This is a genomic window from Citrobacter sp. R56 (assembly GCF_016811995.1).
In the GTDB taxonomy this organism is placed as follows: Bacteria; Pseudomonadota; Gammaproteobacteria; order Enterobacterales; family Enterobacteriaceae; genus Citrobacter_D; species Citrobacter_D enshiensis.
The window spans coordinates 4042227-4060900 of the sequence record NZ_CP069159.1; the positions used below are offsets into that span (position 1 = coordinate 4042227).

Annotated in this window: 17 protein-coding genes and 1 pseudogene; 7 read left to right on the top strand and 11 right to left on the bottom strand. The window is 54.6% G+C overall.

Annotated elements, in window-relative coordinates:
* Window positions 1–8: 8 nt before the first annotated feature.
* The 3 genes from lptG to JM656_RS22370 form a co-directional block, all read right to left on the bottom strand.
* Entirely contained in the window at window positions 9–1091 is a 1083-nt protein-coding gene (lptG, locus tag JM656_RS19055; protein ID WP_203359116.1) for an LPS export ABC transporter permease LptG, read from the bottom strand.
* Entirely contained in the window at window positions 1091–2191 is a 1101-nt protein-coding gene (gene lptF / locus JM656_RS19060; protein WP_203359117.1) for an LPS export ABC transporter permease LptF, read from the bottom strand. The genes lptG and lptF overlap by 1 nt, the downstream gene beginning before the upstream one ends.
* Before the next feature lie 62 nt (window positions 2192–2253).
* A complete protein-coding gene (locus JM656_RS22370; RefSeq protein ID WP_223307023.1) occupies window positions 2254–2304 on the bottom strand; it encodes a hypothetical protein in 51 nt (16 codons plus the stop codon).
* Between the two features lie 154 nt (window positions 2305–2458).
* Here JM656_RS22370 and pepA point away from each other — a divergent pair, with 154 nt between their 5' ends.
* From pepA to JM656_RS19080, 4 genes are all read left to right on the top strand, one after another.
* The gene (gene pepA / locus JM656_RS19065) at window positions 2459–3970 is read left to right on the top strand and encodes a leucyl aminopeptidase (RefSeq protein ID WP_203359118.1); all 1512 of its coding nucleotides are present in this window, start codon (window positions 2459–2461) and stop codon (window positions 3968–3970) included.
* Window positions 3971–4088: 118 nt separating this feature from the next.
* A complete protein-coding gene (holC, locus tag JM656_RS19070) occupies window positions 4089–4532 on the top strand; it encodes a DNA polymerase III subunit chi (protein WP_203359119.1) in 444 nt (147 codons plus the stop codon).
* Complete coding sequence (locus JM656_RS19075) at window positions 4532–7387, top strand: valine--tRNA ligase (protein ID WP_203359120.1); 2856 nt, start codon at window positions 4532–4534, stop codon at window positions 7385–7387. Before holC ends, JM656_RS19075 begins: the two co-directional genes overlap by 1 nt.
* 175 nt (window positions 7388–7562) lie before the next feature.
* Window positions 7563–8066 (top strand): GNAT family N-acetyltransferase, encoded by a 504-nt coding sequence (locus JM656_RS19080; protein WP_203359121.1) that lies wholly within the window; start codon window positions 7563–7565, stop codon window positions 8064–8066.
* Window positions 8067–8101: 35 nt separating this feature from the next.
* On the opposite strand, the gene miaE is transcribed toward JM656_RS19080, so the two are convergent.
* Both miaE and rraB read right to left on the bottom strand, forming a co-directional pair.
* Entirely contained in the window at window positions 8102–8860 is a 759-nt protein-coding gene (miaE, locus tag JM656_RS19085; RefSeq protein WP_203359122.1) for a tRNA isopentenyl-2-thiomethyl-A-37 hydroxylase MiaE, read from the bottom strand.
* A 59-nt stretch (window positions 8861–8919) separates the two neighbouring features.
* Window positions 8920–9336, bottom strand: a complete 417-nt coding sequence (gene rraB / locus JM656_RS19090; protein ID WP_192610893.1) for a ribonuclease E inhibitor RraB — start codon at window positions 9334–9336, stop codon at window positions 8920–8922.
* A gap of 163 nt (window positions 9337–9499) precedes the next feature.
* On the opposite strand from rraB, the gene argF reads away from it, so the two are divergent.
* A complete protein-coding gene (argF, locus tag JM656_RS19095; protein ID WP_203359123.1) occupies window positions 9500–10504 on the top strand; it encodes an ornithine carbamoyltransferase in 1005 nt (334 codons plus the stop codon).
* 109 nt (window positions 10505–10613) lie between these two features.
* A complete protein-coding gene (locus tag JM656_RS19100) occupies window positions 10614–11375 on the top strand; it encodes an IclR family transcriptional regulator (RefSeq protein ID WP_203359124.1) in 762 nt (253 codons plus the stop codon).
* A gap of 12 nt (window positions 11376–11387) precedes the next feature.
* Here the strand turns inward: JM656_RS19100 and JM656_RS19105 are convergent, their stop codons facing one another.
* The 6 genes and pseudogenes from JM656_RS19105 to JM656_RS22375 form a co-directional block, all read right to left on the bottom strand.
* The gene (locus tag JM656_RS19105; protein ID WP_203359125.1) at window positions 11388–13004 is read right to left on the bottom strand and encodes a glycoside hydrolase family 43 protein; all 1617 of its coding nucleotides are present in this window, start codon (window positions 13002–13004) and stop codon (window positions 11388–11390) included.
* A 10-nt stretch (window positions 13005–13014) separates the two neighbouring features.
* Window positions 13015–14394, bottom strand: a complete 1380-nt coding sequence (locus JM656_RS19110) for a glycoside-pentoside-hexuronide (GPH):cation symporter (protein ID WP_203359126.1) — start codon at window positions 14392–14394, stop codon at window positions 13015–13017.
* A 318-nt stretch (window positions 14395–14712) separates the two neighbouring features.
* Window positions 14713–16680 (bottom strand): YjhG/YagF family D-xylonate dehydratase, encoded by a 1968-nt coding sequence (locus tag JM656_RS19115; RefSeq protein WP_203359127.1) that lies wholly within the window; start codon window positions 16678–16680, stop codon window positions 14713–14715.
* A 17-nt stretch (window positions 16681–16697) separates the two neighbouring features.
* Entirely contained in the window at window positions 16698–17606 is a 909-nt protein-coding gene (locus JM656_RS19120; protein ID WP_203359128.1) for a dihydrodipicolinate synthase family protein, read from the bottom strand.
* A gap of 234 nt (window positions 17607–17840) precedes the next feature.
* The gene (locus tag JM656_RS19125; RefSeq protein WP_203359129.1) at window positions 17841–18293 is read right to left on the bottom strand and encodes a YhcH/YjgK/YiaL family protein; all 453 of its coding nucleotides are present in this window, start codon (window positions 18291–18293) and stop codon (window positions 17841–17843) included.
* 193 nt (window positions 18294–18486) lie between these two features.
* Window positions 18487–18573: pseudogene (locus JM656_RS22375) on the bottom strand (hypothetical protein); the annotation flags it as partial.
* Between JM656_RS22375 and pyrL the strand changes: the two are divergent.
* Window positions 18553–18654: a pyr operon leader peptide gene (pyrL, locus tag JM656_RS19130; RefSeq protein WP_192610890.1), complete on the top strand. Its 102-nt coding sequence runs from the start codon at window positions 18553–18555 to the stop codon at window positions 18652–18654. The pseudogene JM656_RS22375 and the gene pyrL sit on opposite strands and share 21 nt — an antisense overlap.
* Window positions 18655–18674: the final 20 nt, after the last annotated feature.

Consider the following 18674-nt stretch of genomic DNA (forward strand, 5'->3'; position numbering starts at 1 on the left):
CAACAGGATTACGATCTCCGCAGCATCAACCAGAGGCTGATCAGGAAGAACGATGCGCTCGGCAACAGCGCGCCAATAATCGGCGGAATGCCATAAACCAGCGTCAGTGGACCAAAGATCTGGTCAAGCACGTAGAAGACAAAACCAAAGCTGATACCGGTGACAACACGCGCTCCCATCGGAACGCTACGCAGCGGGCCGAAAATGAACGACAGCGCCATCAGCATCATGACGGCCACAGAGAGCGGCTGGAACACTTTACTCCACATATTGAGCTGGTAGCGTCCGGCGTCCTGACCACTCGACTTCAGATACTTCACGTAGCTGTGCAGACCGCTAATAGACAGCGCATCTGGATCTAACGCCACCACGCCGAGTTTGTCCGGCGTCAGGTTGGTTTTCCAGGTACCGCTCACCGTCTGCGAACCGGTGATTTGCTTCGGATTGGTCAGGTTGGACTCATCGACCTGCGACAGACGCCATACTTTGTGCTCAGCATCGAATTTCGCAGAAGCGGCGTAACGCACCGACTGCAAACGGCGCTGCTCGTTGAAACCGTAGATACTGATCCCGCCCAGCTCCGTATCGCCTTTAACCCGTTCGATATACACAAAGTTGTTGCCGTCTTTTGCCCACAACCCTTGCTGGGTAGAGAGCAACGAGCCGCCATACATTTGCTGAGCACGATAGTTACGCGCCATCTGCTCGCCCTGCGGCGCAACCCACTCGCCAATTGCCATCGTCAACAGCACCAATGGAATGGCCGTTTTCATGACCGACAGCGCCACCTGCATGCGGGTGAAACCAGAAGCCTGCATCACCACCAGTTCGCTGCGCTGCGCCAACATCCCCAGCCCCAGTAACGCGCCCAACAAAGCCGCCATCGGGAAGAAGATCTGCACATCTTTTGGCGCGCTGAGCAGGGTATACATCCCTGCGCCCAGCGCATCGTAGCTCCCCTGCCCGGCTTTTTTCAGCTGGTCGACGAACTTGATGATGCCGGAGAGCGACACCAGCATGAACAGCGTCATCATGATGGTGGTGAAAATGGTTTTACCGATATAGCGGTCAAGTACACCAAATGGCTGCATTACACCGCTCCTCTACGCAGAAAACGGGCACGCAGACGGCGTACCGGCACCGTATCCCACAAGTTCAGGCCAATCGCCAACGCCAGATATGCCAGGTTCACCGCCCACATCCAGAGAGCCGGGTCCAGTTTGCCTTTGCCGCCATTGGATTTCAGGGAGGTCTGCACAAGGAAGAACAGCAGATACAGCAACATCGCCGGGAGCATTGACAGGATGCGCCCCTGACGTGGGTTCACCACGCTCAGTGGTACGACCATCAGCGCCATCATGAATACGGTAAACACCAGCGTCAGGCGCCAGTGTAGTTCCGCCCGGGCACGATCGGTTTTGGCCGACAACAGCGAGCGCATATCCATCTGCTCGGAATCATTGGGATCCAGCGCAACCGCCTGATGCCCGATAATCGCCTGATAGTTCTGGAAATCGGTAATGCGGAAATCACGTAACAGCGCGGTCCCTTCGAAGCGTGTCCCCTGATTCAGGGTGACCACCTGAGAGCCGTCGCGAAGCTGCGTCAAATGCCCGGAATCAGCCACCACCACGGAAGGACGGGCGTTGCCTTTCGGGCGGATTTGCGCGAGAAACACGTCTTTGAAGTCGCTGCCATCGACACTTTCGATAAACAGGACCGAGCTGCCATTGGTTGCCTGCTGGAATTGCCCCTGCGCAAGCGCAGCCATACCGGGGTTGGCTTTCGCCTCCGCCAGCACTTCATCCTGATGTTTAGATGATAAAGGTCCCGCCCACATGACGTTGACCGCAGCGACAATACCAGTAAACAACGCCAGTACCATGGCGGCTTTTACCAGGACGGCTTTGCTCAACCCGCAGGCGTGCATGACCGTAATTTCACTTTCAGTATACAGTTTGCCCAGCGTCATCAGCAGCCCAAGGAACAGGCTGAGAGGCAGAATGAGCTGCGCCATTTCAGGCACACCCAGCCCCAGCAGAGAGAACACCAGATTTGCCGGAATATCACCGTCAACCGCCGCACCGAGGATCCTCACTAACTTTTGACAAAAGAAGATCAAAAGCAAGATGAAAAGGATCGCAAGTTGGCTTTTGAGCGTCTCCCGTACCAGATATCTTATGATTATCACTTTAAATACGCCCGTAAAAACTCGTCTTTTGCAGGATTTTAGCTTGTTTCATGGCTTAAACGTCATTTATTCTCTTGAGTCGTCGAAATCGTCGCTAAGACTATTATACTCAACGGATTCACCTCTCAGAAAATTGTTCTGACGTGCCAATACCGTAATAACGTTAAGATTAACACGAAGTCACCGCAACAGCGGACATGAGTTACGAAAGCTTGCAATTCTATCCGTAGCCACCGCCGTTGTCTTTAAGAATCAGGAGTGTAGTGCATGGAGTTCAGTGTAAAAAGCGGTAGCCCGGAGAAACAGCGGAGTGCCTGCATCGTCGTGGGCGTCTTTGAACCGCGTCGCCTCTCTCCGATTGCAGAACAGCTCGATAAGATCAGCGACGGGTACATTAGCGCACTGCTGCGCCGTGGAGAACTGGAAGGAAAACCGGGGCAGACGCTATTGTTGCACCATGTGCCGAGCGTTTTGTCCGAGCGAATTCTCCTTATTGGTTGTGGCAAAGAGCGCGAACTTGATGAGCGTCAGTACAAGCAGGTCATTCAGAAAACCATCAATACACTGAATGATACTGGCTCAATGGAAGCCGTTTGCTTCCTGACCGAACTGCACGTCAAAGGCCGTAATAACTACTGGAAAGTGCGCCAGGCGGTCGAGACAGCCAAAGAGACGCTGTACAGTTTTGATCAACTGAAAACCAACAAAAGCGAACCGCGTCGTCCGCTGCGTAAAATGGTCTTCAACGTGCCAACCCGCCGTGAACTGACCAGCGGTGAACGTGCGATCCAGCATGGTCTGGCGATTGCCGCTGGTATCAAGGCAGCAAAAGATCTTGGCAATATGCCGCCGAACATCTGCAACGCCGGTTATCTGGCTTCGCAGGCGCGTCAGCTGGCCGATTCCTACAGCAAAAACGTCATCACCCGCGTCATCGGCGAACAGCAGATGAAAGAGCTGGGCATGCACTCCTATCTTGCAGTGGGCAACGGTTCGCAAAACGAATCGCTGATGTCGGTTATCGAATACAAAGGCAATCCGTCCGAAGACGTACGACCGATCGTACTGGTCGGTAAAGGGCTGACCTTTGACTCCGGCGGTATCTCCATCAAGCCTGCCGAAGGTATGGACGAGATGAAGTACGACATGTGCGGCGCGGCGGCAGTGTACGGCGTGATGCGCATGGTGGCGGAACTGCAGTTACCGATTAACGTCATCGGTGTGCTGGCGGGCTGTGAAAACATGCCGGGCGGGCGAGCTTATCGTCCTGGCGACGTGTTGACCACCATGTCCGGTCAGACCGTTGAAGTGCTGAACACCGATGCCGAAGGCCGTCTGGTGCTGTGCGACGTATTAACCTACGTTGAACGTTTTGAGCCAGAAGCGGTGATTGACGTGGCGACCCTGACCGGGGCTTGCGTGATTGCGCTGGGCCATCACATCACCGGTTTGATGTCGAACCATAATCCGCTGGCGCACGAGCTTATTAGCGCGTCCGAGCAGGCGGGTGACCGCGCATGGCGTCTGCCGCTGGGCGATGAGTTCCAGGAGCAACTGGAGTCCAACTTTGCGGATATGGCTAACATCGGCGGGCGTCCTGGCGGGGCAATCACCGCAGGCTGCTTCCTGTCGCGCTTTACCCGTAAATACAACTGGGCGCACCTGGACATCGCCGGTACCGCATGGCGTTCCGGCAAAGCGAAAGGCGCAACCGGTCGTCCGGTCGCGTTGCTGTCACAGTTCCTGCTCAACCGCGCCGGGTTTAACGGCGAAGAGTGATGTTAAATGCCGGGTGGCGGCTTCGCCTTACCCGGCCTACAACGTCACGATACCGTAGGCCCGGTAAGCGCAGCGCCACCGGGCAATACGTTTAAATCCACAACAAGAAACCCCATATATGAAGAATGCAACGTTCTACCTTCTGGACAACGACACCACCGTCGATGGCTTAAGCGCTGTCGAACAACTGGTGTGCGACGTTGCCGCAGAACGTTGGCGCAGTGGCAAGCGCGTGCTGATTGCCTGTGAAGATGAGCAGCAGGCCATTCGTCTGGATGAAGCGCTGTGGGCAAGACCGACTGACAGTTTTGTTCCACATAATCTGGCGGGTGAAGGCCCAAGAGGCGGCGCGCCGGTTGAAATTGCCTGGCCGCAAAAACGCAACAGCAGCCCGCGGGATATCTTGATTAGCCTGCGAACAAACTTTGCAGATTTTGCCACCGCTTTCACAGAAGTGATAGACTTCGTTCCTTACGAAGATTCTCTGAAACAACTGGCGCGTGAACGCTACAAAGCCTACCGCGTGGCTGGTTTTAACCTGAATACGGCAACCTGGAAATAATGGAAAAGACATACAACCCACAAGATATCGAACAGCCGCTTTACGAGCACTGGGAACAGCAGGGCTACTTCAAGCCAAACGGTGATGAAAGTAAAGAATCCTTCTGCATCATGATCCCGCCGCCGAACGTCACCGGCAGTTTGCATATGGGTCACGCCTTCCAGCAAACCATCATGGATACCATGATCCGCTACCAGCGCATGCAGGGTAAAAACACCCTCTGGCAGGCGGGGACCGACCATGCCGGTATCGCCACCCAGATGGTGGTTGAGCGCAAGATTGCCGCTGAAGAAGGTAAAACCCGTCACGATTACGGACGCGACGCGTTCATCGACAAAATCTGGCAGTGGAAAGCGGAATCCGGCGGCACCATTACCCGTCAGATGCGCCGTCTCGGTAACTCCGTGGACTGGGAGCGCGAGCGCTTCACCATGGACGAAGGTCTTTCCAATGCCGTGAAAGAAGTCTTCGTACGCCTCTACAAAGAAGACCTGATTTACCGTGGCAAACGCCTGGTCAACTGGGATCCGAAACTACGCACCGCCATCTCTGATCTGGAAGTGGAAAACCGCGAGTCTAAAGGCTCGATGTGGCACATCCGCTATCCGCTGGCCGACGGCGCGAAAACCGCAGATGGTAAAGATTACCTGGTGGTTGCCACCACGCGTCCGGAAACCCTGCTGGGCGATACCGGCGTGGCCGTGAACCCGGAAGATCCGCGTTATAAAGATCTGATTGGCAAATTCGTGGTGCTGCCGCTGGTAAACCGCCGCATTCCGATTGTGGGCGATGACCACGCCGATATGGAAAAAGGCACCGGCTGCGTGAAAATCACCCCGGCGCACGACTTTAACGACTATGAAGTCGGTAAACGTCACGCCCTGCCAATGATCAACATCCTGACCTTTGACGGTGACATCCGTGAAAGCGCCCAGGTCTTTGATACCAAAGGTGAAGAATCTGACGTCTACGCCAGCGACATCCCGGCGGAGTTCCAGAAGCTGGAACGCTTTGCCGCCCGTAAAGCGGTGGTTGCTGCCGTTGACGCGCTCGGCCTGCTGGAAGAGATCAAACCGCACGACCTGACCGTGCCGTACGGCGACCGTGGCGGCGTGGTTATCGAACCGATGCTGACCGACCAGTGGTACGTGCGTGCCGACGTGCTGGCGAAACCGGCGGTTGAAGCGGTTGAGAATGGCGACATTCAGTTCGTGCCGAAGCAGTACGAAAACATGTACTTCTCCTGGATGCGTGATATTCAGGACTGGTGTATCTCCCGTCAGCTGTGGTGGGGTCACCGTATCCCTGCATGGTACGACAACGAAGGCAACGTCTACGTGGGTCGCACTGAAGACGAAGTCCGTCAGGAAAACAACCTGAGCGCAGACGTTGCGCTTCGTCAGGACGAAGACGTTCTCGACACCTGGTTCTCCTCCGCGCTGTGGACCTTCTCCACTCTCGGTTGGCCGGAAAACACCGACGCCCTGCGTCAGTTCCACCCATCCAGCGTGATGGTCTCCGGCTTCGACATCATCTTCTTCTGGATTGCCCGCATGATCATGATGACCATGCACTTCATCAAAGATGAAAACGGCAAGCCGCAGGTTCCGTTCCATACCGTCTACATGACCGGTCTGATTCGTGACGACGAAGGCCAGAAGATGTCCAAATCCAAGGGCAACGTGATTGACCCGCTGGATATGGTCGACGGCATTTCCCTGGCAGACCTGCTGGAGAAACGTACCGGCAACATGATGCAGCCGCAGCTGGCGGAGAAAATCCGTAAGCGCACCGAGAAGCAATTCCCGGATGGCATCGAGCCGCACGGCACCGACGCCCTGCGCTTCACCCTGGCGGCACTCGCCTCTACCGGTCGCGATATCAACTGGGATATGAAGCGCCTGGAAGGTTACCGTAACTTCTGTAACAAACTGTGGAACGCCAGCCGCTTTGTGCTGATGAACACCGAAGAGCAGGATTGCGGCTTCAACGGCGGCGAAATGACCCTGTCGCTGGCGGACCGCTGGATTCTGGCGGAGTTTAACCAGACCATCAAAGCGTACCGCGAAGCGCTGGATAACTACCGCTTCGATATCGCTGCAGGCATCCTGTACGAGTTCACCTGGAACCAGTTCTGCGACTGGTATCTGGAGTTGACCAAGCCGGTGATGAACGGTGGTTCTGAGTCTGAACTGCGCGGCACTCGCCATACTCTGGTTACCGTGCTGGAAGGTCTGCTGCGCCTCGCGCACCCGATCATCCCGTTCATCACGGAAACCATCTGGCAGCGCGTGAAAGTGATTTGCGGCATCACCGCCGACACCATCATGCTGCAGCCGTTCCCGCAGTACGATGCGTCTCAGGTCGATGAAGCAGCGGCTTCTGACACCGAGTGGCTGAAACAGGCCATCATTGCGGTACGTAACATCCGTGCGGAAATGAACATCGCCCCGGGTAAACCGTTGGAGCTTCTGCTGCGCGGTTGCAGCAAGGACGCGGAGCGTCGTGTGAACGACAACCGTGGCTTCCTGCTGAACCTCGCGCGTCTGGAGAGCATCACCGTGCTGCCAGCCGATGACAAAGGTCCGGTATCCGTGACCAAAATCATCGACGGCGCTGAGCTGCTGATCCCGATGGCTGGCCTCATCAACAAAGAAGATGAGCTGGCGCGTCTGGCGAAAGAAGTGGCGAAAATCGAAGGTGAAATCAGCCGCATCGAAAACAAACTGTCTAACGAAGGCTTTGTGGCGCGCGCACCGGAAGCGGTGATCGCCAAAGAGCGTGAGAAGCTGGACGGTTACGCGGAAGCGAAAGCGAAACTGGTTGAGCAGCAGGCGGTTATCGCCGAGCTGTAATCAAATGCCGGGTGGCGCTACGCTTACCCGGCCTACAGTCCGTTCCAATATCAATGTATTGTGCGCTTTATCAGGCGCACAATACATTCGTTCCTGAATTATCCTCTCTTGCACTCCCCTGCCCTGCGGTGTTATTAACTGCGTATATCTGTCACTATTTATTTCGAGTTTCGCTATGAGTGTTATATCTCCGGTCGCAGCGACCCTGCGCCTGATCACCGCTGACGATAATCCCGCGGTGGCCAGCGTCATCCGTCAGGTCTCTGCCGAATACGGCCTGACCGCCGACAAAGGCTATACCGTTGCCGATCCCAATCTGGATGAGCTGTACCAGCTTTACAGCCAGCCTGGCCACGCGTATTGGGTGGTGGAGCAAAATGGTCGCGTGGTGGGCGGCGGCGGTATTGCGCCACTCTCCTGTAGCGAGCCGGATATTTGTGAATTGCAGAAGATGTATTTTCTGTCGACTGTACGCGGTCAGGGTCTGGCGAAGAAACTGGCGCTGATGGCGCTCGATCACGCCCGCGAACAGGGCTTCAAACGCTGCTATCTGGAAACCACCGCGTTTCTGCGTGAAGCCATCGGCCTGTATGAACATTTAGGCTTTGAGCACATCAGCGAACCGCTGGGCTGCACCGGACATGTGGATTGCGAAGTGCGGATGCTGAAAGGTCTGTAAGTTTGCCCGACGCAGTACGCGTATCGGGCAGACAATCACATCGGCACACCGCTGTGAAAACGAAACTCATCGTCCGGCGAGGTGATTAACGTTGCCTCCACTTCACCAAAGAAGCGAACGCGCGGCGTGATATCCACTTTCGACACCTGCTGCGCCAGCGCCAGGTAATCCTGATAGTGACGCGCTTCTGAACGCAGCAACGAGAGATAAAACTTCTGCAACGGCTCATCAAGATACGGTGCCAGCGCGGCAAAACGCTCGCAGGAACGCGCCTCGATATACGCCCCGCAAATCAGCTTATCAATCAGCGTCAGCGGCTCGTGGGTTCGCACCTCTTTCAGCATCCCTTTGGCATAGCGGCTGGCGGTGATCTTCACGTACGGGATCTGGCGCGCGGTCATGGCCTCGCGCACCTGCCAGAAGTGATGCAGCTCCTCTTTGATCAGCAGCACCATGCTGTCGATCAACGCCTGCCCCCACGGGTCGTCCGTCTGCGGCATCGCGCTTTTGCCGATCTGCTTATGCAGGGCGACGAAATCAGGCTCCGGCCCTTCACGGAAGGCAAACGCTTCGTAGGGTTGTAACCAGGCAAGCAACGCATCAGCCCCCTGTTTATCCGCAACATATTTACGCACAAGCAGCATCGCCGTTTGCGCAGCTTTCAGCTCGCATACCAGGTGGTCGGTTAACAGCAGCGGGAGATTTGCCGGATCGCGGGCTTTATCGAGCCACGCCTTTGGCGTTGGGCATTGCAGAAAAGAGAGAACCGGAGAGAGTATTTGCGGGTAATCCATTGGCAACCTGTCATTAAGGTACGACAGCAGGCGCTGTCGTACCGTATAGCATCTGGAACTTAGTGGCGCACACCGTCGTCGTCTTCGTCGACGAAATCTTCATCGTCGCCGTCTTCGCCGTTAGGGTCTTCAAAGTAGGTTCCCCAGCCGTCGTATTCCACTTCAAACTTCTCTGCCAGATTCATCAGTTGCTCTACCTGAGCGTCGATGATCTCGGCGTTCAGCGCGCATTCACTGAGGATGTCGCAGCAAATGACCGTGTCGCCCTCTTCCACTTCCAGCTCTTCCGGCTCGGTCACTTCATAGCCGAGTTTGAACGCTTCTACTGCAGCTTTCTCCAGCGTTTCGAAGTCATCTGCGGAAAGGTGATGCTCAATGGTGTACAGCGCGTCGGGATCGCTGCCATCCTCGAGTAATTCTTCAATAATCAAGCGCGTCTCTTCACGCTGCTCTTCCAGTAGTTCCGGGTTTGCCATGGCTGATTCCTCATAATGTCCTGCCGATACTCTTATTGTCACATACCGCTGACATTGCCTCCACCTTTCCAGCAAAGATTTGTTAAACAGGGTTGCAAATGAATAATCATCCATATAAATTGAATTTTAATTCAACAAGTGGTCTTAACCATGTGAGGGAACCATGTCTGCGTTTTATCAGAAGCATTTCTTGAAATTGCTTGATTTCACCTCTGCTGAACTTACCACTCTGCTGCAACTCGCCGCGCAGCTGAAAGCCGATAAAAAAAACGGTAACGAAACACCAAAACTGACCGGTAAAAATATCGCGCTCATCTTCGAAAAAGACTCGACCCGTACCCGATGCTCTTTCGAAGTTGCCGCATACGATCAAGGCGCCCGCGTGACATACCTCGGCCCCAGCGGCAGCCAGATTGGCCATAAAGAATCTATCAAAGATACCGCGCGCGTGCTGGGCCGCATCTACGACGGCATACAGTATCGCGGCTACGGCCAGGAGATTGTCGAAACGCTGGCGGCGTATGCCGGTGTGCCGGTGTGGAACGGCCTGACCAATGAATTTCACCCGACGCAATTACTGGCTGATCTGCTGACCATGCAGGAGCATCTGCCGGGCAAAGCGTTCAATGAAATGACGCTGGTGTATGCAGGCGATGCGCGTAACAACATGGGCAATTCGATGCTGGAAGCGGCGGCATTAACGGGGCTGAATTTACGTCTGGTTGCGCCCGTATCCTGCTGGCCGGACGCGTCCCTTGTGGCGGAATGCAAAGCGATGGCGCAGAAAAACGGCGGTAATATCACACTGACCGAAGAGATTGCGGCAGGCGTGAAAGGCGCTGACTTTATCTATACCGATGTGTGGGTGTCGATGGGGGAAGCCAAAGAGAAGTGGGCGGAACGTATCGCGCTGCTACGTGAATATCAGGTGAATAGCGCGATGATGGCGCTGACCGGTAACCCGCAGGTGAAATTCCTCCACTGTCTGCCTGCGTTCCACGATGACCAGACCACCCTCGGTAAGAAAATGGCAGAAGAGTATGGCTTGCATGGCGGTATGGAAGTCACCGATGAGGTATTTGAGTCTGCGGCAAGCATTGTCTTTGATCAGGCAGAAAACCGTATGCACACCATCAAAGCGGTAATGGTGGCGACGTTAAGCCAGTAAGTTGAGTTACCGGATGGCGCAGTGTTTAAGGCCGCCATTCGGCATTGCTTTTCCCCCCCGAAAATAGTACGGTCACACGAGGAGAACCCTTCGTGGACGGTAATAAATTATGCCAATAATTCAGTCTGTTGAACGTGCTTTGCAGATCCTCGACTTGTTTAATGAGCAGTCAACGGAACTCAAAATCACCGAAATCAGTAAACAGATGGGATTGAGCAAAAGCACCCTCCATTCTCTTCTCAAAACCCTGCAACTCCACGGCTATATCGATCAGAACCCGGAAAACGGTAAATACTGCCTCGGGATGAAACTGGTCGAACGCGGGCATTTTGTGGTTAGCACGATGGATATTCGTCAGAAGGCGAAAAGTTGGCTGACGGTACTGTCGCAGGAGACCGGGCAAACCACCCATCTGGGTATTCTGGACGGTAACGAAGGTATCTACATCGAGAAAATCGAAGGCAAACAGGCCGCGATTGCCTATTCACGAATTGGCCGCCGCCTGCCCGTACATGCCACCGCTATCGGCAAAGTATTACTGGCCTGGCTGGACAACGAAGAACTCTCCGCGTTGCTGGAAGGGTACCCATTCACACGCTTTACACCCTCCACCATCACTGACCGCGCCGCAATGCTGGCGGCGCTGGCGCAAACCCGCCAAAACCTCTACGCAAGTGATAACGAGGAAAACGAACAAGGTGTGCGTTGCATAGCGGTACCGGTATGGAATCATGAATCGCGCGTCATTGCCGCACTCAGCCTTTCCACCCTCACCTCACGCGTAAGCGATAGCGAGCTGGCGAGCTATCGCCAGATGTTGATGGACGCCGGGCTGGGGCTATCAAAAACGCTGGGCTATCGCGCGCGATAACCCAGCTCGCCGTTATGCTTCAGGCTGATACGAGAACGAAGCAAAATCAGCGTAGCAACCGTCGCCGCTGATATCTTCACAGTGCAGGCCAACAAACGCGCCGGTAAAGAAACCTCTTCCACCGATATAGTCATCAGAGAGTTTCCAGGCTTCAAACGTGAGCGGGATCGTCTGCCAGTGTTGCCCATCGAATGAATAACTGTAGCGATATTCAAGCGTATCAACATCCACGCGCAGCCAAACATTCTCCGCCGCTTCCGGTACCAAAATGGGGTTATCGTAAAGATGCCAGTGCGCTACGTTATGGTCGAGCTGAATAATTTTCAGCGTTCGTCCGCGCCCCTCTTCCCAATCCATAAAACAGTACGTCCAGTTTTTGCTGTTGTAATAACAGGTTAACCCGGCGCTCTGTTGAAAGTGGCGAGGCGAGAAGGCCATCTGCGTCTCAGCACGGAAGCGGAAATGCTGCCAGCGGCGGGCGACAGTCGATTGGGTAAAGGTGGAATTCAACGAGTCATTACCAAACAGACGCAAAAAGCCGGGTCGGGCAGTTAGCGACCCAAGCTGTTCATCAAAGGGAATACGCAGAGTTTGCAGTTCCGGGTCGAGACGCGCGCTGTCGAAATTCGCATGCCACACTCCCGCACTAACGGCAGATTGCTCCCTCATACGCGGCCCCGGCACCGACAACGCGGCATGTTTTCCACCTTCGACATACGGCCAGCTATCGCGCCACTCAATACGCGTAATGCCTGTCTCGCGTCCTAATGGGCAATATCCTCGCCCCCCGGCCGCCAGACGCGGGATACCCGGCAAATGCAGCGGGCGACTTGTCAGGTAAGCCATATACCACTCGCCGGTGTGCGTCTCCAGCAGCGAACCGTGGCCGCTCTTTTGCAGCGGATTTTCCGGCAGATGCCAGCTAGTCATCATGGTCACGTCCGGGTGCAGCTCGTACGGCCCATCAATATTTGTTGAGCGCAACACCACCACAGCATGTTCGTAGCTGGTTCCCCCCTCCGCCACCAGCAGATAGTAATAGCCCTCGCGGCGATAAATATGCGCCCCTTCGGTGTAACCCAACGGCGTGCCAGTAAACAGGGTTTTACGCAGCGGCGAGAGAGTTTGCGTATCGGCGAAGAATTCCTGCATCACGATGGTGTTATGCGGGTTACTGTGGTGACGCGGCCCCCAAGGGCGATAAATATAATATTTGCGGCCATCCGTATCATGGAACAGTGAAGGGTCAAAGCCCCCGTTACCCATCGGCACGGGTGCACTCCACGGCCCTTCAATTGATGGCGCAGTCACCAGAAAGTTGCGGCCATTTTTCCAAGGCGAATCAACAATTTTGACATCGGTGTACAGCAGCCAGAAGCGCCCGTCGGCATAGCTCAGGCAAGGAGCCCAGATACCACCGGAATCCGGGTTACCTTTCATATCCAGCAGAGTAACGCTGTCCAGCGGCGTACTGACCAGCGACCAGTTTTTCAGATCGCGGGAGTGATAAATACGCACACCGGGGAACCACTCGAAGGTGGAGGTGGCGATGTAGTAATCCTCCCCCACGCGGCACAGGGAGGGGTCTGGGTTAAAACCGGTCAGGATAGGGTTTTCAATCTGATACATTATTCTCTCCTCAGTTCACCGCAGCGGCGGCATCAGCGGGTTGCGTTTCAGGCTGCGCGGTGCGCTGGCGTTGCAGTTGCTGGCTAATCTCTTCGACGCGCTGGCTGGTCAGTTTGTAGAACGACAGCAGCGTAAACATGCCGACATAGAGCACAACCGGCACTATGCAGAACAGGACTTTTATCATGGTCAGCACGTTATCCGACTGTACCGCGCTTCCCGCCGAGTAACTGGAGAATGCGAGGAGCCACCCCACCAGTGCCCCACCAATCGCCAGTCCGATTTTCAGGCTGAAGAGATAGGTCGAGAAGACCAGGCCATCAAGACGACGCCCGCTGCGGCTCTCTTCGTAGTCCACCACATCAGACGCCATCAACCATTGCAGCGGCGTGGTGGTATTAAAGACAAACAGGAACAGGATATTAAGCGCAAAGATAAGGGCGATATTGTTGGCCGGGACAAGGAAAATACTCAGGCTAATCAGCGAGTAGATCACGATGATCCACTTAAACGAGGTAACACGATCAAAACGCCCCAACAGGCGTGAGGAACAGAGCGAGCCGAACATGGTTGCGAGGCTGCCATAGAGCAGAAATTGCGTCGCCAGCTCCGGGTGATCCATGACGTATTTCACGAAATAGAGCGTCGCCCCACCGCGTACTACGTTTGAGCCCGTTGCCATCATCTTAAAGGCGCACATAATTCGCCACTGGCTATTACCCATTAATAACTTAAGGTCTTTCTTAACTGAAGCGCTTGGTTGAATATCAAAAGTGTAACGCTCTTTCGTCAGCGAGAAACAGATAAACAGCAGCACGACACCACAAACACCAAGCACGCACATCGCACCAAAATAACCCGCCTGTTCATTTCCTTTGCCAATGATATTCACCAATGGAAGCGCAATACCGCTAATGGCTAATGAACCCGCCGCCGCAAGGAAAAAACGCCACGACTGCAATGCATGACGTTCTTTAGGGTCTGCGGTAATCACCCCCGGCATCGCGCAATAAGGCACATTCACGAAGGTATAAACCAGGGTCAGCAAAATATAGGTGACGCTCGCGTAGATAATTTTCCCGTTGGCGGAAAAATCGGGCGTATAGAACGTTAATACACAAACAATACCAAATGGGATCGCCCCCCATAACAGGTAAGGACGGAACTGCCCGTAACGCGTGCGGGTACGATCCACCACCAGGCCCATCAAGGGATCGGTCACGGCATCCAGTACTCGGGACACCAGGAACAGTGTTCCCATAACGCCCGCAGAAAGTCCAAAAACATCGGTATAAAAATAGGCCAGTAAAAACATCGTGGCTTGCCAGACAAAACCACAAGCAGTGTCTCCCAGTCCGTAACCGATTTTATCTTTCATGGTTAAATGCATGTCTACCTCCAGGTCATAAGAGAGGAATACATTCCGAATGGTCGGGACCTACAAAATAAAATGCATAACGCGCACTTTGTAAGGAATACACCCTTTATTCGTATGTTTATTAGATGATTCTTGCAGAGTGCCATTGTAGAAATTTATTTTTAGCATCAGCAATTATCATTTTTGATTTAGTGATTATGTATTTTAACTTCTGTGATAACGGTTCACTTTATTCAACAAAAAGAATTTGTGAGATATTAATTTTATATCAGACGTGATTAACCACCGGATATATTTACCCGGTGGTTAATTAAAAAATATTAATATTATTTAAATACCAAGTGCTTTTTTACCGGCATTAATAACCTCAATAATTTTATCCGTATCGTAGATGCATCCTTTCCAGGTGCCGCCGCTGACCGCCTGCAGCGCGGCCCACAGGCGCGTGTCATCAGGCAGATAGTCGTGAGCCTTCAGACCTGGATGCAGCTCGCGTGCTGCCAGCACCGCTTCACCTTCCTCCGGCGTCAATTGTGCCTCCGCGCTACCAATGAAGTTCACACTGCCTTTCAGCGACAAGCGATCAACCACGATCTCAATGTGATCACCATTGCGCAATTTACCGATCGGCCCACCCGCCAGCGCTTCCGGCGCAACATGCCCCAGACACGCCCCGGTCGACACGCCCGAGAAGCGTGCATCGGTAATCAGCGAAACAGTTTTCCCCCAAGAGATATGTTTCAGTGCCGAAGTCAGCTGGTAGGTCTCCTCCATTCCTGTACCGGAAGGGCCGCCGCCGATAATCACCATAATATCGCCCTGGCGTATCTGCCCCTGCTTGATGGCTTTGATCGCCGCCTCTTCCGAGACAAAGACCCGCGCCTCACCCGTGTGGCGATAAATACCGTCGTCATCCACGACAGAAGGATCAATTGCCGTCGCTTTAATAACAGAACCCTCCGGCGCGATGTTGCCTACCGGGAATGCAACCGTTGAGGTCATCCCTTTGGCCTTCGCCCCTTCCGGCGACAGAATCACCTCATCCGGTTCAACACCGTCCTGCTCGCGCAGGCAGTGGCGGAATCTTTCGCGCCGCTCCGAGTGTTCCCACCAGTCAAGGTTTTCACCAAGCGTCTGCCCAGTCACCGTCATCACATCTTCATGCAGCAGCCCCAGTCGGCGCAAATGCAGCATCACCTCCGGTACGCCCCCCGCAAGGAACGCCCGCACCGTCGGGTGATAATCCGGCCCGTTGGGCAGCACACTCACCAACCGTGGCACCTTGCGATTGATGGTACTCCACTGCGCCACATCCGGCAGGCGACATTTCGCTGCATGAGCGATGGCCGGGATATGCAACAACAGGTTGGTCGAGCCGCCAAAGGCCGCATGCACCACCATCGCATTCTCGATCGCTTTGTCGGTCAGAATGTCGCGCGCAGTAATGCCTTTTTCATCGAGCGCCATCACAGCACGTGCCGACTGGCGGGCGATCTCCAGCCAGACATCCTGGCCCGATGGTGCCAACGCCGAGTGCGGCAGCGCCAGCCCTAATGCCTCCGCGACCACCTGAGACGTCCCCGCCGTACCCAGGAACTGACAGCCGCCGCCGGGCGATGCGCAGGCGCGACAACCCAGCTCGGAGGCCTCTTTCAGGCTGATTTCATCATTCGCGTAGCGCGCGCCGATGGTCTGAATTTTCCCGGCATCTTCACCAAAGGTTGGCGGCAGCGTCGCTCCGCCCGGTACAAGGATCACCGGCAGATCGTGCATTGATGCCAGCGCAATCATGGTTGCTGGCAGCCCTTTATCGCAGGTGGCGACGCCGATCACCGCCCGTCGCGTCGGTAATGAGCGAATCAGGCGACGAAAGACAATTGCCGCATCATTGCGATAAGGCAGTGAATCGAACATACCGTGGGTGCCCTGCGATCGCCCGTCACACGGGTCGCTGACAAACGCGGCAAACGGGATACCGTTCAGACGCGTAATCTCTTTCGCCGCGGCTGACATTTGCAGGCCAATCTCCCAATGCCCGGTGTGGTAACCCAGCGCGATAGGGCGACCGTCAGAGTGGCGAATGCCGCCCTGTGTGCCAATCAACAGCACTTCTCTGCCGGTGAGTTTATTGGCATCCCAACCCATCCCGGCGTTTTGTGTCATGCCAAAAAGATTGCCGCTGGGTGACTCCAGCAGCATTTGCGGCGTCAGCGGCAGCGCGCCCTGTGGCCCCGCTGCGTGCGTTTTTACCGCATAGAACGGTTCGTCCTGCGGCGTGAAAATAGCGTTAATACTCATGATTCGCGCGCTCCCGGTCAGCAGAGTTCAAGGCGTTTAAGCAGCGCTTTTAGCTGCTCACGACGCCCGTCATCCAGCACGCCAGCAGGCGGCATCGTCCAGGTCGACATCTCACGCCCGCACAGCACCATCGCTTCTTTGATCACATTCACGAACGGTGTATCGAGTTGATAAATTTGCGGTACCTGCACCAACTTCTGATGAATTTTCGCCGCCGTGCCGAGGTCGCCGCCAAGGAAAGCGCGATGCAGGTTTACCGACAAGTGCGGCGCAAAATTCACGCTGGCTGAAATCGCGCCATCGCCGCCCATCAATAAGGTATTAAAGAGATGGTCGTCGTAGCCGCACAGTACGCAGAAGTGGGGATAGTCGGCCTTAACGGTGTTGATCATGCTGCGGATATGGGCGACAGAATCAATAGTGTCTTTAATGCCGACGATATTGTTGCGCGACGCCACCAGGCGCTTGACGATGGCAGGAGTGAGATCCTGCCCGGTCAATGCCGGGAAGTTATAGAGAATGATCGGCAGCGCGATGCTGTCTGCCACCTGCTGGTAGTAGTGGATCACATTCTCTTCCGAGACTTTCCAGTAATACGGGTTAATCACCACCACGCCGTCCGCGCCACAACGTTCTGCATGCTGGCTCAGGGCGATGGTCTCGCGTGCGTTGGTGCCACCGGTGCCAATCAGCACAGGCACGCGTTTGTTCACATGCTCCGTAACAAACTCAGCGATGGCTTTACGTTCATCAACCGAGAGCTGGGAGAATTCGCCCCCGCTACCCAGGAAGAAAAGGCCATCCACGCCCGCCGTGATGAGGTCGTCAATCAGTACGCCGGTGCGTTGAGGGTCGAATTGCCCTTCAGGCGTAAAGAGCGTCGAAACCGGGGGAATAATGCCTGAGAACTGCACTGCTGGTTGCATGGGAACTCCTTATCAAGGATCTGTTCTATATTATAGAACAGCGTTCATTAAATTAACTTCACTGTAATCCAGGCGGTGCGTAGAGGTAAATCAGAGGAATGGGGTGTCTGTGCGTTTTTTAGACTTGATCACAAAATGGGAAGCAACGGGATGTAACGGGGGAAGGTATGGTCTGGGGTCCTCACCCTATCCCCAATGGGGAGAGGGTGAGTGGAAAAGCTTACTCAGATGCCTCTACTGCACCAGCATCTTCACGACAGCCTTACGCACTGTCGCCGGTACGCCCACCGCGCACAGCGGCTTATGCACTTCACCTGGATAAAACACCACGAAATCGCCTTCGCTCAGTACGACGGTTTTTTCCTCAATGCCTTCAGGCAAAAACGCGATGTCTTTGTCCGCCAGCCAGTCCGTCTCCGGCGCACCCGCAGGTTGCGTACTGAACGTCATCCCTTCCTGACCTTTTAAGACAATCTGAATATCGAGGTAGCGGGCGTGGAATTCGGCACGGCGCTTCTCAAACGGTTCCGTCATATCTTCTGAGATCAGATAGAACAGGCGGTTACCGTCGATATCATGCTTACCCTTTTCGGTCGCATCCGTCACGTTTGCTTTGATATATTCAATTGCCTGGCGCAGCTCTTCCGGCAGCCAGAATTGCAGATTGTGGATATTGCCTGTGATCATCCTTCACCCCTTAATTAAAACGTCGTTTCATTTTAAAGGTTATACGAAAAAAACGGCGGCCATACCATCGCTATTTCATCATGTTTTGCGACAGCGCATGTTTTTCGCCACGTTTGGCAGGCGCTCTGACAGCGAATAAAAATGCAGTAAAAACGCCACTCCACCCACCTCAATCGTTTTCCTTATGGAATTTGTGCATTAATCGCTTGATCCCATAACGGAGCTGAGTATAATCGCGGACAATTTGCCGGGAGGAAGTATGGTCCAGTGTGTTCGACATTCTGTCTTGCCGCGTCTGAAAACAGACGCCGGACTGCCATTTTTCTTTCCGTTGATCACCTATTCCCAGCCCCTCAATTGAGGGGCTTTTTTTTTGCCCAG

What these genes read in the sequence shown, in the direction of transcription:
- lptG (WP_203359116.1), bottom strand. Translation starts at nt 1,091, where the DNA reads ATGCAGCCATTTGGTGTACTTGACCGCTATATCGGTAAAACCATTTTC.
- pepA (WP_203359118.1), top strand. Translation starts at nt 2,459, where the DNA reads ATGGAGTTCAGTGTAAAAAGCGGTAGCCCGGAGAAACAGCGGAGTGCC.
- holC (WP_203359119.1), top strand. Translation starts at nt 4,089, where the DNA reads ATGAAGAATGCAACGTTCTACCTTCTGGACAACGACACCACCGTCGAT.
- JM656_RS19075 (WP_203359120.1), top strand. Translation starts at nt 4,532, where the DNA reads ATGGAAAAGACATACAACCCACAAGATATCGAACAGCCGCTTTACGAG.
- JM656_RS19080 (WP_203359121.1), top strand. Translation starts at nt 7,563, where the DNA reads ATGAGTGTTATATCTCCGGTCGCAGCGACCCTGCGCCTGATCACCGCT.
- miaE (WP_203359122.1), bottom strand. Translation starts at nt 8,860, where the DNA reads ATGGATTACCCGCAAATACTCTCTCCGGTTCTCTCTTTTCTGCAATGC.
- rraB (WP_192610893.1), bottom strand. Translation starts at nt 9,336, where the DNA reads ATGGCAAACCCGGAACTACTGGAAGAGCAGCGTGAAGAGACGCGCTTG.
- argF (WP_203359123.1), top strand. Translation starts at nt 9,500, where the DNA reads ATGTCTGCGTTTTATCAGAAGCATTTCTTGAAATTGCTTGATTTCACC.
- JM656_RS19100 (WP_203359124.1), top strand. Translation starts at nt 10,614, where the DNA reads ATGCCAATAATTCAGTCTGTTGAACGTGCTTTGCAGATCCTCGACTTG.
- JM656_RS19105 (WP_203359125.1), bottom strand. Translation starts at nt 13,004, where the DNA reads ATGTATCAGATTGAAAACCCTATCCTGACCGGTTTTAACCCAGACCCC.
- JM656_RS19110 (WP_203359126.1), bottom strand. Translation starts at nt 14,394, where the DNA reads ATGCATTTAACCATGAAAGATAAAATCGGTTACGGACTGGGAGACACT.
- JM656_RS19115 (WP_203359127.1), bottom strand. Translation starts at nt 16,680, where the DNA reads ATGAGTATTAACGCTATTTTCACGCCGCAGGACGAACCGTTCTATGCG.
- JM656_RS19120 (WP_203359128.1), bottom strand. Translation starts at nt 17,606, where the DNA reads ATGCAACCAGCAGTGCAGTTCTCAGGCATTATTCCCCCGGTTTCGACG.
- JM656_RS19125 (WP_203359129.1), bottom strand. Translation starts at nt 18,293, where the DNA reads ATGATCACAGGCAATATCCACAATCTGCAATTCTGGCTGCCGGAAGAG.
- pyrL (WP_192610890.1), top strand. Translation starts at nt 18,553, where the DNA reads ATGGTCCAGTGTGTTCGACATTCTGTCTTGCCGCGTCTGAAAACAGAC.